This is a genomic window from Bradyrhizobium sp. (assembly GCF_027451485.1).
In the GTDB taxonomy this organism is placed as follows: domain Bacteria; phylum Pseudomonadota; class Alphaproteobacteria; order Rhizobiales; family Xanthobacteraceae; genus Bradyrhizobium.
Map to the genome: position 1 here is coordinate 38,026 of NZ_DAIDJE010000019.1, position 14,245 is coordinate 52,270.

16 protein-coding genes are annotated in these 14,245 nt (G+C 61.2%); 7 read left to right on the forward strand and 9 right to left on the reverse strand.

The genetic code is table 11. The annotated features are described in order from the left end of the window. Positions 1-3: 3 nt before the first annotated feature. The 9 genes from NEZ08_RS02775 to NEZ08_RS02815 form a co-directional block, all read right to left on the reverse strand. On the reverse strand, positions 4-693 hold the full coding sequence (locus NEZ08_RS02775; RefSeq protein WP_298103092.1) for a Fe2+-dependent dioxygenase: 690 nt from the start codon (positions 691-693) through the stop codon (positions 4-6). 6 nt (positions 694-699) lie between these two features. Next, positions 700-3,264 carry a TonB-dependent siderophore receptor gene (locus NEZ08_RS02780; RefSeq protein WP_298103094.1) on the reverse strand — a complete coding sequence of 855 codons (2,565 nt, stop codon included), beginning with the start codon at positions 3,262-3,264 and terminating at the stop codon, positions 700-702. A gap of 207 nt (positions 3,265-3,471) precedes the next feature. Beyond that, complete coding sequence (locus tag NEZ08_RS02785; protein ID WP_298103097.1) at positions 3,472-3,711, reverse strand: hypothetical protein; 240 nt, start codon at positions 3,709-3,711, stop codon at positions 3,472-3,474. A gap of 321 nt (positions 3,712-4,032) precedes the next feature. After that, entirely contained in the window at positions 4,033-4,296 is a 264-nt protein-coding gene (locus NEZ08_RS02790) for a DUF3297 family protein (RefSeq protein ID WP_298103099.1), read from the reverse strand. Further along, positions 4,293-4,769, reverse strand: coding sequence for a glutathione peroxidase (locus NEZ08_RS02795; RefSeq protein WP_298103102.1), 477 nt, complete (start codon positions 4,767-4,769; stop codon positions 4,293-4,295). The genes NEZ08_RS02790 and NEZ08_RS02795 overlap by 4 nt, the downstream gene beginning before the upstream one ends. A gap of 2 nt (positions 4,770-4,771) precedes the next feature. Then, positions 4,772-6,175 carry an amidase family protein gene (locus NEZ08_RS02800; RefSeq protein WP_298103104.1) on the reverse strand — a complete coding sequence of 468 codons (1,404 nt, stop codon included), beginning with the start codon at positions 6,173-6,175 and terminating at the stop codon, positions 4,772-4,774. Positions 6,176-6,237: 62 nt separating this feature from the next. Beyond that, on the reverse strand, positions 6,238-6,816 hold the full coding sequence (locus NEZ08_RS02805) for a c-type cytochrome (RefSeq protein ID WP_298103106.1): 579 nt from the start codon (positions 6,814-6,816) through the stop codon (positions 6,238-6,240). 80 nt (positions 6,817-6,896) lie between these two features. Continuing rightward, on the reverse strand, positions 6,897-8,165 hold the full coding sequence (locus NEZ08_RS02810; protein WP_298103109.1) for a PQQ-dependent sugar dehydrogenase: 1,269 nt from the start codon (positions 8,163-8,165) through the stop codon (positions 6,897-6,899). 234 nt (positions 8,166-8,399) lie between these two features. Beyond that, on the reverse strand, positions 8,400-8,672 hold the full coding sequence (locus NEZ08_RS02815; RefSeq protein WP_298103113.1) for a hypothetical protein: 273 nt from the start codon (positions 8,670-8,672) through the stop codon (positions 8,400-8,402). A 283-nt stretch (positions 8,673-8,955) separates the two neighbouring features. Here NEZ08_RS02815 and pqqA point away from each other — a divergent pair, with 283 nt between their 5' ends. The 7 genes from pqqA to NEZ08_RS02850 form a co-directional block, all read left to right on the forward strand. After that, positions 8,956-9,036: a pyrroloquinoline quinone precursor peptide PqqA gene (gene pqqA, locus NEZ08_RS02820; RefSeq protein ID WP_012029362.1), complete on the forward strand. Its 81-nt coding sequence runs from the start codon at positions 8,956-8,958 to the stop codon at positions 9,034-9,036. Between the two features lie 149 nt (positions 9,037-9,185). Continuing rightward, positions 9,186-10,106, forward strand: a complete 921-nt coding sequence (pqqB, locus tag NEZ08_RS02825) for a pyrroloquinoline quinone biosynthesis protein PqqB (RefSeq protein ID WP_298103115.1) — start codon at positions 9,186-9,188, stop codon at positions 10,104-10,106. Between the two features lie 171 nt (positions 10,107-10,277). Continuing rightward, a complete protein-coding gene (gene pqqC / locus NEZ08_RS02830; RefSeq protein WP_298103117.1) occupies positions 10,278-11,051 on the forward strand; it encodes a pyrroloquinoline-quinone synthase PqqC in 774 nt (257 codons plus the stop codon). Positions 11,052-11,060: 9 nt separating this feature from the next. After that, entirely contained in the window at positions 11,061-11,372 is a 312-nt protein-coding gene (pqqD, locus tag NEZ08_RS02835; protein WP_298103119.1) for a pyrroloquinoline quinone biosynthesis peptide chaperone PqqD, read from the forward strand. Further along, complete coding sequence (gene pqqE, locus NEZ08_RS02840; RefSeq protein WP_298103122.1) at positions 11,369-12,568, forward strand: pyrroloquinoline quinone biosynthesis protein PqqE; 1,200 nt, start codon at positions 11,369-11,371, stop codon at positions 12,566-12,568. Before pqqD ends, pqqE begins: the two co-directional genes overlap by 4 nt. Then, positions 12,558-13,541 carry a prolyl aminopeptidase gene (pip, locus tag NEZ08_RS02845; protein ID WP_298103124.1) on the forward strand — a complete coding sequence of 328 codons (984 nt, stop codon included), beginning with the start codon at positions 12,558-12,560 and terminating at the stop codon, positions 13,539-13,541. Before pqqE ends, pip begins: the two co-directional genes overlap by 11 nt. 141 nt (positions 13,542-13,682) lie before the next feature. Beyond that, a partial coding sequence (locus NEZ08_RS02850; RefSeq protein WP_298103127.1) for a DUF4286 family protein occupies positions 13,683-14,245 on the forward strand: 563 nt, incomplete at its 3' end.

The following is a 14,245-nucleotide window of genomic DNA, read 5'->3' on the forward strand; positions in this document are numbered from 1 at the left end:
AGCCTATACGTCAGCCCAGAGCCGGATCAGGTTGTGATAGAGCCCGGTGAGCCGCACCGTCTCGGGATCGTCGCGCCCGAGCCGTTCCACCAGTGCCTGGATCGTATTGTCCAGGTCGAAAACCAGCGTTCGCGCATGGGTATCGCGGATCATGCTTTGCAGCCAGAAGAACGAGGCGACGCGCGCACCTCGCGTCACGGGCGTGACCATGTGCAAGCTCGAGGCCGGATAGAGCACAAGGTCGCCCGCTGGGAGCTTGATTTCGTGTGAGCCGTAGAGGTCTTCGACCACCAGCTCGCCGCCGTCATATTCGCCGGGCTCGGACAGGAACAGCGTCACCGACAGATCCGTGCGGATGCGCGCCCCCGTCAAGCGGTCGCCGCGAACCGCGTTGTCGACATGTATGCCGAAATGATGGGCTCCGGCCGCCCGGTAGCGATTGAACAGCGGCGGAAAGATCTGTCGCGGAATCGCCGCCGAGATGAAGCGCGGATTCGACGTCAGCGCGGAAACGATGCGGTTTCCGAGCCTGCGCGCGATCTCGCTGTCCGGCGGCAACTGCTCGTTGCTCTTCACCATCGCCGACTGTGCGCCGGCGGTCGAGCGTCCGTCTTCCCACACGCTCGCATCCATCAGGCGGCGGAAATCCGCGACCTCGTCCTTGCGCAGCACGCTGGGAACACAGATCAGCATCGCCGCTCAGAACCTTGCCGAAAGCATCACTTGCGCCGTGCGTCCCGGCGCTTCCAGCACGAACGGCGTCGCGCTTTGATAAAGCGCCGTGTAATAGAGCGTGTCGAAGATATTGTTGACGAACAGCTTCAGCGTCCAATGCTTGTCGATCCTGGCTTCCGCGAACGCGTCAAAGCGCCAGAAACTCGGCAGTGAAGTGCCCTGATTGGCCGCGAGCATTGTGCCGCCGTAGATCTTGGAGCGATAGACCGCCTGCCCGCCAACTTCCCACATGTCGTCTATCTGATATTTACTGAGCAGGCTGAAGGATTGATGGGCGACGTTGGCAAGCGGCAGTCCGACGTTCGTGCTGTACAATGTGGTGTTGGCCGGGGGAACCAGCGACCTGGTCACCTCCGATTTCATCAGGACCAGACCGCCAAAGACACTCCATTTGTCAGTGATCTTGCCGGACGCTTCGAGATCTATGCCGTGGATTTCATAGGCCGCGCCTGCGCTGATGCAAGGCACCGACCCCGCGGTGGCGTTGTAAGGGCAGGCCGGGGTTTGGTTCGCGGCCGAGGTAACATTGACCGATTCTCGCGCATTGGTGACCTGGGTCTCGAACAATGCGCCGCTCAGGAGCAAGTGACGCCTAAACAGTTCCCATTTATTGCCGAGTTCGATTGCCGAATTCTTCATCGGGCCGAACACCTGGTTCGAGTTGCCGTTGACGACGGGCGCCAACCCTCCATAGTTTGCGCTTGTGCCGTCAAATTCTGAACCTACCGGATCCGATGACGTCGCATAGGAGGCATAGAAGCTGGTGATCGGCAAAGGTTTCAGTGTGAGGCCCACATTGAAGTTCGGCATCACAGATTCGGCGGCCTGCGATCCCCAGGTCGAGGTTCCGTTCACCGTACCGAAGCCGGCGGTTTTGATCTTGTAATCGTCCACGCGAACGCCGCCGTTTAGGATCAGGAGGTCGCGATAGTTGGTGGTATCGATCAGGTAGGCACTGGTGGTGTCGATCGAGATATCCGTGGGCTTTCCCGTGAGCGACCGGCTGCCCGGAAACGCTACAAACGTATCTTGCGGATTGAGAATGCTGACGCCGCTCGCCGAGCCGGAACTGCTGAAAGACCCGATGCTGGCGGTTCCCTCCGAACTCAAACCCGTATAGCTATCAATACTCGACCTCTCCCGGGATATTTCGATCCCTCCGACCGCGGTGTGATGCCAACCGCCGGTATCGAACTTGTAGGTGGCCTCGGACTGGTTATCGATGACATCGGTCGGTTGGTACCGGCTGACCGGATTGGCGGTCAGCGTACCCGCCGTGGCACCCACGACACTCGGCCGCTCCGGAATCGTCCCGATGTAGTTCAAGAGCGAATGCGACGCTCTCGCCTTGTCGCTCAGGGTCAGGTCAGGAGTGATTTGGACTTCGGTATTGACCGTGCCGATATCCTGCTGGACCGAGAAGAAATCGCGGTTGACGAAGCCATAGAAATTGCTGCTGTTGGCGCCATAACTCGGCCACGGGCCGCCGACCGTACTCCTAAACACCTGGCTGCTGCTTCCGTTCTCCCCAGGACGATAATACGGCACACCGAAATCCGGCAGTCCATGGATGTCGGTGTGCACGTAATCGGTGGTGACCTTGACCGCATCGGACGGAGTCCATTTCATCGCGACGAAACCACCACCGCGATCGTCTGTGGTATAATTCCGGCCAGCAACATCGGCGTCCTGAAACAGCCCACCGGCGCGAATCGCAAATGTCGGGCTGACCACTTGGTTGACATCGAGGACGACGCGCTTGGTGTCGTCCGTCCCGAACGTCGTATCCATATTGTAAAAGCTCTGATCGGTGTTGGCCTGCTTGGTGACGATATTGATCGCACCTCCGGTCGTGCCGCGACCGGCAAATGACGAGCCGGGTCCGCGCAGGATCTCGATCTGCTCCGTGAAGAAATTCTCGCGAACACTGACGCCGGAATCGCGCACGCCGTCGATGAAGACGTCATTACGGGTGTCGAAACCGCGAATAAAAAACCGGTCGCCGAAGGCGTTACCGCCCTCGCCGGTACCAAGCGTCACGCCGGCGGCGTTCAGAACCGCCTGCTTTAGCGAAGTGGCGTTCTCGTCCGCCAGCACCTCCCTGGAAATCGCGGTGACTGTCTTGGGCGTGTTCAGCAAGGGCTCCGGAAATTTGCCCGAAGCCTGCAAATGATCGACCTTGTAGGGCGCAGCCGGGTCGGCATAGCGGTCCCGATCCGCGGCCAGAGCAGGCGCCGCGGGTGCCGCGGGCTTGGCCTGTTGACGCCTCGCCGCACGGCGGAGCGCGTTACGTGCCTTGATCTGATCCGGCGACGGCGCGCTGGCTGCCGGCTTCGGACGCGCCACCGGAGCATCGACCGAAACTGGCGGCAAATCCGTCTGCTGCGCTTCGGCGCTCGAGAATGACGCAACGGCCACAAGGCCCGCCACCGCTGAGACCTTGCCGCCGGAGTAGCCGTTCGACCTCTCGTCGACAGAATTGATCGCTGCATTCGTTCGCAGCGAGCGCGGTGCCCTCACCGGATTCATCTCATCGTCCCATCATCAATCGTGTTGCTCACGCGGTCCGTCTGCGTGAGCGGATGACGGTTGCTACCGAGTGAAGAATTTGCGGTCAACACGACGGCGATTTGAACTTCCCTAGATCAAACCAATTCTAATGTTGAATTCGAATCGATCTAAGAGTCGTTCTAAGCGCGCGCACCGACAAAACACCTGCGGTGGTTCGGCGCGACTTCAATCGCTGCTCGGCGGCTTCATCAGCGAGAAGAGTTCGTCGATGGTCGACTTTGCGACCTGGCGTGCGCGTTCGGAATCTTTCGTCCCCGCAATATTGATTCCGTTCACAACGGCCCGGATCTCGTCGCGAAAATCCGTCAGAAACCGCAGGGGATCTTTCGAATCATTGGCGACACGCGCAATCAGGCCGGCAAGCAGAAGCTGGCATGCGATCATGCGTCCATTCAGTTCTTCCATTGCGCGCCGACCTCGACCATTGCACGTGTGTTTGCGTGCAGTGGCTCCGCCTTAGAACATGGCGAGGCGGATACGCTATCGAGGAATGCTTACTCTTCGAGGGATTCTAAAGGCGAGCACCGCGCCCGCGCTGCAAAACACGGGAGGGTGCACGGGCGGCTTTGAATCGCAGTCGTCCTTGAGAACGAGGCCTTGCATGACTCTGCCGAAGGCCACTCGGGGCGCCGCCTTGTAGTCGCTTGCTTGGGTCCGGCATAAGCCCCCAAGCCGCGCCCCTTACACGGACGCCGGACGCCAGGCCCCGCCGAGGGCAACAGGTTGCTACTTTTTGTCCCGGAAGTACGGTTCGACCGGGCCGTGCACCTTGATGGTCAGCGGATTGCCATGGCGGTCCTTTGCGTTGCCGGCGGTGACTCGTATCCAGCCTTCGCTGACGCAATATTCCTCGACGTTGTTTTTCTCGACGCCCTTGAAGCGAATGCCGACATCGCGCGACAGGACCGCCTCATTGTAATAGGGACTCTTGGGATCGACGGAGAGCCGGTCCGGCAATTGATCGGATTGGGTTTCGTTCTTCTCGTTCACAGCAATGCCTCGATGTCCCTGGTAAGCTGCTCCGGCGTCGTAGTCGGCGCATAGCGCCCGACCACCTTGCCTGAACGGTCGACCAGGAATTTGGTGAAATTCCACTTGATCGCCGAGCCGAGCAATCCGGATTTTTCGCGTCGGAGATATTGATACAGCGGATGGGCGCTGCTTCCGTTGACTTCGATCTTGTCGAACATCGGAAAGCTCACCGCATAGTTCGTCGCGCAGAACTCTTCAATCTCCACCGCAGTCCCCGGCTCCTGGCGTCCGAACTGGTTGCAGGGAAAGCCGAGCACGGAAAAGCCGCGCTCCGCATATTTCTGCTGCAGGGCTTCGAGTCCCTTGTATTGCGGCGTGAAACCGCAGGCACTAGCGGTATTGACGACCAGGAGCACCTTGCCTTCGAACTGCTTGAGCGGCGTTTCTTCGCCTGCAAGCGACTTGGCGCTGAAATCGTAGATCGAACCCATGCTCAACCCCGATAGGGATCGACGGGCATCGGTGGTACCCCGCCGGCCTCGATCGCCTCGCCCGCGAGGAGGCAGAGATCCTCGCGGTAGCGACCGGCCACGACATGCACGCCAACCGGCACGCGGCCAACCAGGTCCGTCGTGACTGTCAGGCCCGGCAGGCCCATGAAGGGGATAGCGATCTGCGGCAACTGAGCATGCCAGACCCGCGCAAAGGAGACGTCATCCTTGGTGTCGAGTTCGTCAGCGAACGGCAACTCGCCCGACACCGGCATCACCAGCACCGGGTATTTTTCCAGGAACAGCGACCAGTCGCGCACCAGCGTCGCGCGCCGCGTCAGGATCTTTGACAGCGTCAGATGATCGAACGGATAGACCTTCGACCGGTTGCCGCGCAGGCAGGCGAGCGCGCCGGGATCTCCCTCGCGCTCGGCGGCGGCAAGCTGCGCTTCATAATTGTCGCCGAGCCAGAGCTTGGTTTGATGTTCGGCCGCTTCCTTCAGCGGAGGCAGCGACGTGACCTCTTCCACCATCCACCCGGCGCGCTCCAGGCGTTTGGCGGCATCGACGACCGCGGCTTTCACTTCAGCGACCGGATCGAGCCCGTCCGGATTCACGCACACGGCGGCGCGCTTCGGCATTGGCGGGCCTTCAAGCGGCGCCGGCACCCACCAGGGGTCGCGCGCATCAGGCGCCGACATCGCGGCGAGTGAGAGCCGCAAGTCGCCGATGGTCCGAGCCAGCGGTCCTGAAACGGCGGCGATCTGCGGGCCGATGGCCCGCTCGGGCAGCGCGGCATTGAAAGCGGCAATGCGGCCCGTCGTCGTGCGCAGCCCATGGACGCCATTGGCATAGGCAGGGTAACGGATCGAGCCAGCAATGTCGGTGCCGTGGGCAATGTGACCGATGCCGGCCGCGACCGCTGCCCCCGCGCCACCGGACGAGCCGCCCGGCGTGATGGAAGGGTCGCGCGGATTCCTGGTGTTGCCATGGACCAGGTTGGTGGTGAACCAGCGGTAGCAGAACGCGGGGCAATTGGTTCGCCCAAGCATGACGGCGCCCGCCTTGCGGAGATTGTCCACGACGGGACTGTTGTCGCGCGCGATGAGATCGCGCTGCATCTTGAGGCCGTTGGTGTTGGCGTAGCCGGCCTGGTCGATATTGGCCTTGATGGTCACGGGCACGCCGGCGAGCGGCCCCGGGTCTTCGCCGCGCGCGATCGCGGCATCGACCTCGGCTGCCTGCGACATCACTTCGTCGGGGCGATGATCGATCACCGCATTGATTGCGGGGTTGACGGCGTCAAGCCGCTCGAGCGCCGCCGTGGCGGCTTCCCTTGCCGAAACCTTCCTCGACTTGATCAGACCGGCCAACTCTTCGGCCGGCAGGCGCCAAATATCGTTCATGTTAAGCCCCTTCTTGCCAGATGTTGTAGCGGCAGCAGGACTGCCGCACCAGCCGCATGAGCTCAGCGGTAATGCGAGATGTAATAGGCGAGGGCCGCGATCTGCTCCTTAGAGACCGACCCCATCACGTCCGCCATGGTGCCGTCATAGCCATGACGGGTGTTGTCCTTGTATTCATTGAGCGTCTTGTTCAAATAGTCCTCGCGCTGATTGGCAAGTCGCGGCACGTTCTCCTTGCCGGAGAAATCCGCGTTGTGGCACGAGTTGCAATGGTTGGCTTGCGCCAGCGCCAGTCCCTTCTGCATTCGCGCGGGATCGCCGACATCAGTCGGTGGCTGCGGCTTCGGCAGCCTGGAGACGAAATCGGCGAATTTTTGCAGATCATCATCGGTGAATGATTTCGTCATGTCGTTCATCGGCTCGAAGGTGCGCAGTTTTTCGCGAAACATGAACAGCTGGATCAGCGCATAGGGCGACTGTTGGGCGCCCAACGAAGGAGTGTACGCCGTCTCCGATTGGCCGTGCTCGCCGTGACAACCGAAGCAGGCGGCCGCGCGCTGCTCAATGGTTTCGGCCGCTTGTACCGAAGAAGCCAGCGATCCCACCGCCACCGCGGCCATTATCTTTGTTATTGCCCGCATCAATCTTGCCTTCAGAGCCACCTTTAAAAACGAAAATCGGGGGCGAACCGTTCGGCCGCCCCCGATTGCAATGCTCGCGCTTATTGCGCGGCGACCTTCGACTTGCCGTAGCTCAGACGATAGACCGCACCGTTCCAGTCATCGGAGATCAGCATCGAGCCGTCCTTCAGCTGCATCACGTCGACCGGCCGGCCGACATACTTGTTATCCTGAAGGAAGCCAGTGACGATCGGCTCGATGTTCTTGACCGTGCCGTCTTTATTGAGGTGCACCACGACGACATCGCCGCCGAACTTGTGGGTCCGGTTCCAGGAGCCGTGGCGCGCCACGATGATCTGGTCCTTGAAGCTCGCCGGGAACATCTTGCCGGTATAGAAGCGCATGCCGAGTGAGGCCGCGTGCGGCCCCATCAGAGCCACGGGAGGGGTGAATTCGCTGCACGAGTGACCCCAGCCGAACTCCGGATCCGGAATGTTGCCCTGATAGCAATAGGGTGCGCCGAAGTCTTCGCCGACCTTGGTGACACGGTTGAGTTCATCATTCGGTACGTCTTCGGACAGCCAGTCGCGGCCGTTGTCCGTGAAGTAGAGCTGCTTGGTCTGCGGGTTCCAGTCGAAACCGACCGAGTTGCGAACGCCGAGCGCAACGACTTCCGCGCCGGAGCCGTCCAGGTTGATGCGGCGGATCTGGCCATGGTCCTTGTCATGCAGCACGTTGTTGCCGGGCTGGCCGACCGGAATGTAGAGCTTGTTGTCCGGCCCGATCGCAATGAACTTCCAGCCGTGGGCTTCGTCTTTCGGCAGGTTGTCGTAAATCACCGTGGGCTTTGGCGGATTGTCGAGGTGGTCCTCGATATTATCGATCTTGGATATTTTCGAGAGTTCGGCGATGTAGAGCGTGCCGTTCTTGAAGGCTACGCCGTTCGGCCGGTACAGGCCGGAAGCGATCACCTTGACCTCGCGTTTGCCGTCCTTGTTGATAATGGCATAGACCTTGTCGACCGTGCGGCTGCCGACGAAGACCGTGCCCTTGTCGCCGAGCGCGAGGGAGCGCGCATTCGGCATTCCGGCGGCGTAAACCTCAAGGTGGAAGCCGGCCGGCACCTTCAGCTTGTCCATGGGCAGCTTGTCCGGTGCGGCGGCGATCGGCGGGGCCGCAACGGGCGCCAGCTTTTGTGCCGCCTCATTGTCAGGACGGCCGATCAGCGGCGAACCCGGCGGAAGCGCCGGGGCGGCGGCAGGCGCCGCGGCCGGGGGGCTGGCCGTCTGCGCGGCCGCGCCATAACTCAGTACGCCGATAAAGGCGCCCGCAAGCAACAGGCTGCGCGACGCCGATGAACTGATCCTCATATAATCTTCTCCCTTTGTGGAAGTCTTCGATCCGTGCGCGCGGCAAACCCGTGGCCGGCGACGGCGGACTTCATGCCACAGTGTGGAATATTTCCAAGCAGGGATGCAATCGGAAACATCTTTCGAGCGGTCGCGGTGGAAGCGCCACGTGGAGAGGCGGACACGGGTGCGACACTTTTTTGTATTTTTTTTGTATTTGCTCGGCTCCGGCGTGATCCGGGCTATCGCGGTCCATCAATGCCTGGTGACGGGTATCTCGCCGTCATCTGCATCAATTTCGTCGTCGAGGACGGCCTCGGCGAACGGGAATTCCAGCACGATCTCACCCTCGTCGTCAGTGACCTCGAGAACCGCACGCATCAGGTTCTCCACGCCCTCGATCCGCAGAAGCTCGTGGATCATGGCGCGCGCGACTTCCCAGGCACGGTCGGGGTTACGCAGTTCTTCGCCCTCAGGGTCGGCGATCACTTCGTCGCCGATTCGCGTATTGAAGAAGTATCGCGGCATGATCGAACCCGTTACCGGCGGGGGTGCCCGCCGTCTTTCACAGTTGCTTTATCCGCAAACGGCCGGAGCGGACCGACCGATCCCCGACGCAGATTCCGGTAGATGAACCCGTTGATGCGTCATTGGTTTGACGCGCCGTCGCTTATAAGGTCCGAAAATATTGTGCGATGCAATATCTGGAGCGCGAATCGCGTCCAGCCAAGATTCCGCTGGCGAACTTTTCGATCTGTATTAACTTGTAGCGAGGGCGGATTTCGTCCGGTTTCACCCGAGGAGAGCCAAAATGGCCTGGAAAGCACCGAAGATCGTCGAAGTGCCGGTTGGCATGGAAATCAATATGTATGCCTGCGCCGCCCGCAAGTAAGCGGCACCGCGTAAGCTTTAGTCTGACCAAGGTGGATCGCTGGGTGTGATGCGTCCCTCGGGATGTTTGTCACCCCAACGTCCACCTTCGTTGTTTTCAAGATAATCTCTCTCCAGATATTCCGATTCAGAGTTTCCGGGAGACGGATCATGTTGCATGTCGTCGTCCTGGGCGCCGCGGCGGGCGGTGGCGTTCCGCAATGGAATTGCGGTTGTCGGGTGTGTCAGGCTGCACGGACGAGCCATCCGGAACTCCAAAGCACGCAGGCCTCTCTCGCGGTCAGCGCCGACAGCCGCCACTGGTTTTTGATCAACGCCTCCCCGGACCTGCGCCAGCAGCTGATCAGGGCACCCCAGCTTCACCCTGCAGCTGGCAAGCTTCGTCACTCCCCGATATCAGGCGTGATCCTGACCAATGGCGAGATCGATGCGATTACCGGCCTGCTGTCGATGCGCGAAGGCTGGCCATTTACGATCTATGCCCACCCCAAGGTGCTCGCGACCTTGAATGCAAACAGCGTGTTCAATGTACTGAGCGAAAAGAACGTCAAGCGGCGACCAATCGCGATCGATGAATCGTTCGAACCGGCGCTCCCTGACGGATCGCCTTCAGGCATCGAAATCGTCCCCTTTGAGGTTACCGGCAAAAGTGCGTGGTATCTTGAAGGCGAGCGGCAAAGCGACCGCGCCGGCGACACGCTCGGCCTTCGCATCCGCGAAAAGGCCACGGACAAGTTCTTTTACTTTCTGGCCGCTTGCGCCGAGATCACCGAGGACCTCAAATCGAGGCTCAAGGGAGCGCCGCTTGTGTTCTTCGATGGCACCGTATGGCGGGACGACGAGATGATCCTCGCCGGCCTTTCGACCAAGACCGGACAAAGCATGGGACATATCTCGATGTCGGGCGAACGAGGCGTGATCGCAGCCCTTGAAAGTCTTGGCATCGAGCGAAAGATATTCTTGCATATCAACAACTCGAACCCGGTGTGGCTGCACGATTCCGCAGAACGCAAGGCCGCTGAGCGAGCCGGATGGCAGATCCCCGCGGACGGAACGGAGATTGCCCTGTGACTGGGGCCGCCCAATTGAAGTTCCTGCACGACACGCGGCGGGTTCGATCCAGGAACTTCAAATAGGAATGCGGCATAAGACGCGATAGGTTTGCTGGTGCCCACGGACTTTCCGAAGTTCGTGAAAGTGGGCGCTGAGGTGTATACGAGCTTCGGAAGGTGGGCACTAGAGATGAAGCTGGAAGGCATGACGGCGCTTTCGCTCGGCGGCAGGACCGTGCTGAATAATGCCGAGGAACTCGAAGCGGCGCTCCGCTACATCGGCGAGACGCGCTACCACAGCCTGCACCCCTTCCACCGGCTCCTGCACGGCGGCAAGCTCAACAAGGGCCAGGTGCAGGCATGGGCGCTTAACCGCTACTATTATCAGAGCACCATCCCGATCAAGGATGCGGTCGTGATCTCGCGCTTCCGCGACCGCAACACGCGCCTGGAATGGCGGCACCGGATCGAAGACCATGACGGCGATACCGGCAAGGAGGGCGGCATCGAGCGCTGGCTGAAACTGACCGAAGGCCTGGGGCTGGACACGGCCTACGTCGAATCCACGGAAGGGATTCTTCCGGCGACACGTTTTGCGGTCGAGGCTTATGTGCATTTTGTGCGCGACAAAAGCCCACTGGAGGCCATCGCCTCCTCACTGACGGAACTGTTCGCACCGAACCTGCACGAAGAGCGCATCTCCGGCATGCTGGCGCACTACGATTTCGTCAATCCCGACATCATGAGCTACTTCAGCCGCCGGCTGACCCAGGCGCCACGCGACGCCGGCTTTGCGCTTGACTACGTCAAGGCCCATGCCAATACGCCGGAACAACGCGAGGCGGTCTGCAACGCGCTGATCTTCAAGACCAACGTGCTATGGGTCCAGCTCGATGCGCTGTATCATGCCTATGTTGAGGGTCATATTCCCCCCGGCGCCTTTGTACCGAAGGGTGGCAACTAGAGAGAAGTAATGCCAGCAGGCCGCAACATCACCGTCAGCGAGGCGAGTCGGCCGAAATTGCCGCGCCACACCAAATTGAAATTCGATGCGACGCGGCAGGTCTGGGTCATCCTCGCCCCCGAGCGCGTACTGGCACCCGACGAGATTGCGGTGGAAGTGCTGCATCTGTGCGATGGCATTCGCAGCGTCGCAGAGATGGCCGATCAGCTCGCTGCCAAATATGCCGCACCGCGTGATGCGATCTCAAGCGACGTGATCGCCATGCTTCAAGATCTTGCCGACAAGGGCTTTCTCACCGAAGCACGGGAGAAGACGCCATGAGTCCAACGCTGACCGACGCCGGCCAGGCGGTCGCCCATCCCGCTGACGGGCTGGCGACGCTGGAATCCCGCCGTTCAACGGCGGAGACGTACGGCATCCCGCTGGCCGTGCTCGCCGAAGTCACGCATCGCTGCCCGCTGCAATGTCCATATTGCTCGAACCCGGTCGAACTCGACCGCGCCGGCAGTGAATTGACGACCGGGGAATGGAAGAAGGTCTTGTCCGAACTCGCCGAGATAGGCGTGTTGCAGATTCACTTCTCCGGCGGCGAACCGACCGCGCGCAAGGACCTGGTCGAACTGGTCCAGCATGCAAGCGACGTCGGCCTTTATTCCAACCTGATCACCTCAGCGGTTTTACTGACGCGCGAAAAACTCGCAGCGCTGGCGGATGCCGGACTTTGTCATGTGCAGATCAGTTTTCAGGGTAACGAACCGGTGGTGGCCGATCGCGTCGCCGGCTTCAAGGGGCACGCGAAGAAGCTCGAAGTCGCCCGCTGGACGCGCGAACTCGAACTGCCGCTGACGGTGAACGCAGTGATGCACCGGCAGAACCTGCATCAATTGCCCGACATCATCCAGATGGCGGTCGATCTCGACGCCGACCGGCTCGAAGTCGCCAACGTGCAATATTATGGCTGGGCGCTGAAGAACCGCGCGGCCTTGATGCCGACGCTGGAGCAGCTCGAGGAAACGACCCGCATCGTCGAGGACGCGCAGGCGCGGCTGAAGGGCGTCCTCGCCATCGACTACGTCGTGCCGGATTACTACGCGCTGCGGCCGAAGAAGTGCATGGGCGGCTGGGGGCGGCAGTTCTTCAACATTTCGCCGAGCGGCAAGATCCTGCCGTGCCACGCGGCCGAGAGCATCACCGGTCTCGAGTTCGAATCCGTGCGCTCCAACCATTCCATCGCCTGGATCTGGCAAAACTCCGAAGCCTTCAACCGCTATCGGGGCACCAGCTGGATGAGTGAGCCCTGCAGGAGCTGCGAATTCCGCGAAATCGACTTCGGCGGCTGCCGCTGCCAGGCGTTCGCGCTGACGGGGGATGCCGGCAACACCGATCCGGCCTGCACGTTGTCGCCGCACCACGATCGGATTTTCAAGGTCGCGGCTGAGGAAGCCGCCGGCAACCACAGCCGCTTCATCTATCGAAATTTTGCGGGCGGCACGCCGGAGACGGAAAGTGGCACCTGATGCCGGCCAATCGATCGTCCAACGCGCTGATCCCTTCGCGCCGCTGACCGCGGAACTGCTGCCGGTCGGCGACGGCCATAGCATCCATGTCGAGAGCGTCGGCCGCAAAGACGGCATTCCCGCCGTCTATCTGCATGGCGGACCCGGCAGCGGCTGTCAGCCCGATCACCGCAGGCTGTTTGACCCCGAGCGCTTCCACGCGGTACTTTTCGACCAGCGCGGTTCAGGACGCAGCCGCCCAAAGGGCCTCCGCGAGCACAACACGCTGCAACACCTGATCGCGGATATGGAACTGATCAGAGAGAAGTTCTGCTTGGAGCGCTGGATGGTGGTCGGGGGTTCCTGGGGCGCCACGCTGGCACTGGCTTACGCGCAAGCCCATCCGAACCGCGTCTCAGGCATTGTGCTGCGAGCGACATTTCTCGGTACGCGCGAGGAACTCGACGCCGCCTTCCTGAAGACGCTGCCGCGCTTTTACCCCGGACTGAGCGAGGACTTCATCGGGGCACTGCCGGAGGACGAGCGCGGGCGGCCCCTGACGGCATATTGGCGGCGCATTCTCGATCCGGATGCTGCCGTGCATGGGCCCTTCGCCCGTGCCTGGCATGATACCGAGCGGATCCTGTCGGAAGTTTCGCCGTCGCGCACGCGGCTCGATCTCGCGTCGCTGGGATCGACCGGCCCTCTGCCCGCAACGCCATTCATGGAAGCCCACTATTTTGCCAACGATTGCTTCATGCGTCCCAACCAGCTTCTGGACGAGACAGCCAAGCTCAAGGGCATTCCTGCGATCATCGTGCAGGGCCGCTATGATCTGTTGTGCCCGCCGGCGACGTCGCATGCGCTCGCGGCGAAATGGCCCGATGCTCAGCTTCGCATCGTCGAGGGCGCCGGCCACACGCTGTATGATCCCGGCATACGCGATGCGGTGATGCGCGGAATTGCGGATGTGGCGTCGAGGATTGAGATGTGATCGGCATCCGCGTGACGCGTGGGCTTCGACCCGCGCATAAATCGTTCCAAAAAGAACTTTTTCGAAGCGGACGGGTTGCCGCGTCAAGCCGGGCAACGACAGCCGACTTTAAGCGTTGAGAACTCTGAAGGAGGCTCGACTATGCCGATCGCCGGTAAGGGCATGCTGCTGACGTCAATGGACGTCGATCCCGAGCACGAGGCCGACTTCAACCGCTGGTATGACCGCCAACATCTGGAAGAGCGTGTCGCGATCGAAGGCTTCATCGAGGCGCGGCGCTACGTTGCCGAAGACGGCGCGCCAAAATATCTTTGCCTGTACTCGACGGAAAAGATCGACGTCCTCGACAGTCCTGCCTACAGAGCCCGCCTCGCCAGTCCGACCGAGTGGTCGAAGACGACGATGGCGCGCTTCAAGAACATGATTCGCAGCGTCGCGCGCATCACCATAAGCCACGGCAAGGGCCGCGGCGCATTCCTCGGCATTGTCCGTATTCGTCCCCCAAACGGCGGGCACGACACCTTGCGCAAGGCGCTACGCACCGCGCTCGATCCGCAATCGGCCGACGGCATCATTTCGATGCACGTGATCGAGAGCGATCCGGGACTGTCCGGGCCGACGACGGAAATTCCCGCGGCGGCAGGCGCGGGCGCAGGCGACTGGTTTGTCCTGATCGATGCAACCGAAGACACGCCGGCCGAGAC

Bases quoted from the DNA above. Each gene is read 5' to 3' on its own strand.
- NEZ08_RS02775 (WP_298103092.1), bottom strand. From the start codon at position 693: ATGCTGATCTGTGTTCCCAGCGTGCTGCGCAAGGACGAGGTCGCGGAT.
- pqqE (WP_298103122.1), top strand. From the start codon at position 11,369: ATGAGTCCAACGCTGACCGACGCCGGCCAGGCGGTCGCCCATCCCGCT.
- NEZ08_RS02780 (WP_298103094.1), bottom strand. From the start codon at position 3,264: ATGAATCCGGTGAGGGCACCGCGCTCGCTGCGAACGAATGCAGCGATC.
- pqqD (WP_298103119.1), top strand. From the start codon at position 11,061: ATGCCAGCAGGCCGCAACATCACCGTCAGCGAGGCGAGTCGGCCGAAA.
- NEZ08_RS02805 (WP_298103106.1), bottom strand. From the start codon at position 6,816: ATGCGGGCAATAACAAAGATAATGGCCGCGGTGGCGGTGGGATCGCTG.
- NEZ08_RS02785 (WP_298103097.1), bottom strand. From the start codon at position 3,711: ATGGAAGAACTGAATGGACGCATGATCGCATGCCAGCTTCTGCTTGCC.
- NEZ08_RS02815 (WP_298103113.1), bottom strand. From the start codon at position 8,672: ATGCCGCGATACTTCTTCAATACGCGAATCGGCGACGAAGTGATCGCC.
- pqqA (WP_012029362.1), top strand. From the start codon at position 8,956: ATGGCCTGGAAAGCACCGAAGATCGTCGAAGTGCCGGTTGGCATGGAA.
- pqqC (WP_298103117.1), top strand. From the start codon at position 10,278: ATGAAGCTGGAAGGCATGACGGCGCTTTCGCTCGGCGGCAGGACCGTG.
- NEZ08_RS02800 (WP_298103104.1), bottom strand. From the start codon at position 6,175: ATGAACGATATTTGGCGCCTGCCGGCCGAAGAGTTGGCCGGTCTGATC.
- pqqB (WP_298103115.1), top strand. From the start codon at position 9,186: ATGTTGCATGTCGTCGTCCTGGGCGCCGCGGCGGGCGGTGGCGTTCCG.
- NEZ08_RS02810 (WP_298103109.1), bottom strand. From the start codon at position 8,165: ATGAGGATCAGTTCATCGGCGTCGCGCAGCCTGTTGCTTGCGGGCGCC.
- NEZ08_RS02795 (WP_298103102.1), bottom strand. From the start codon at position 4,769: ATGGGTTCGATCTACGATTTCAGCGCCAAGTCGCTTGCAGGCGAAGAA.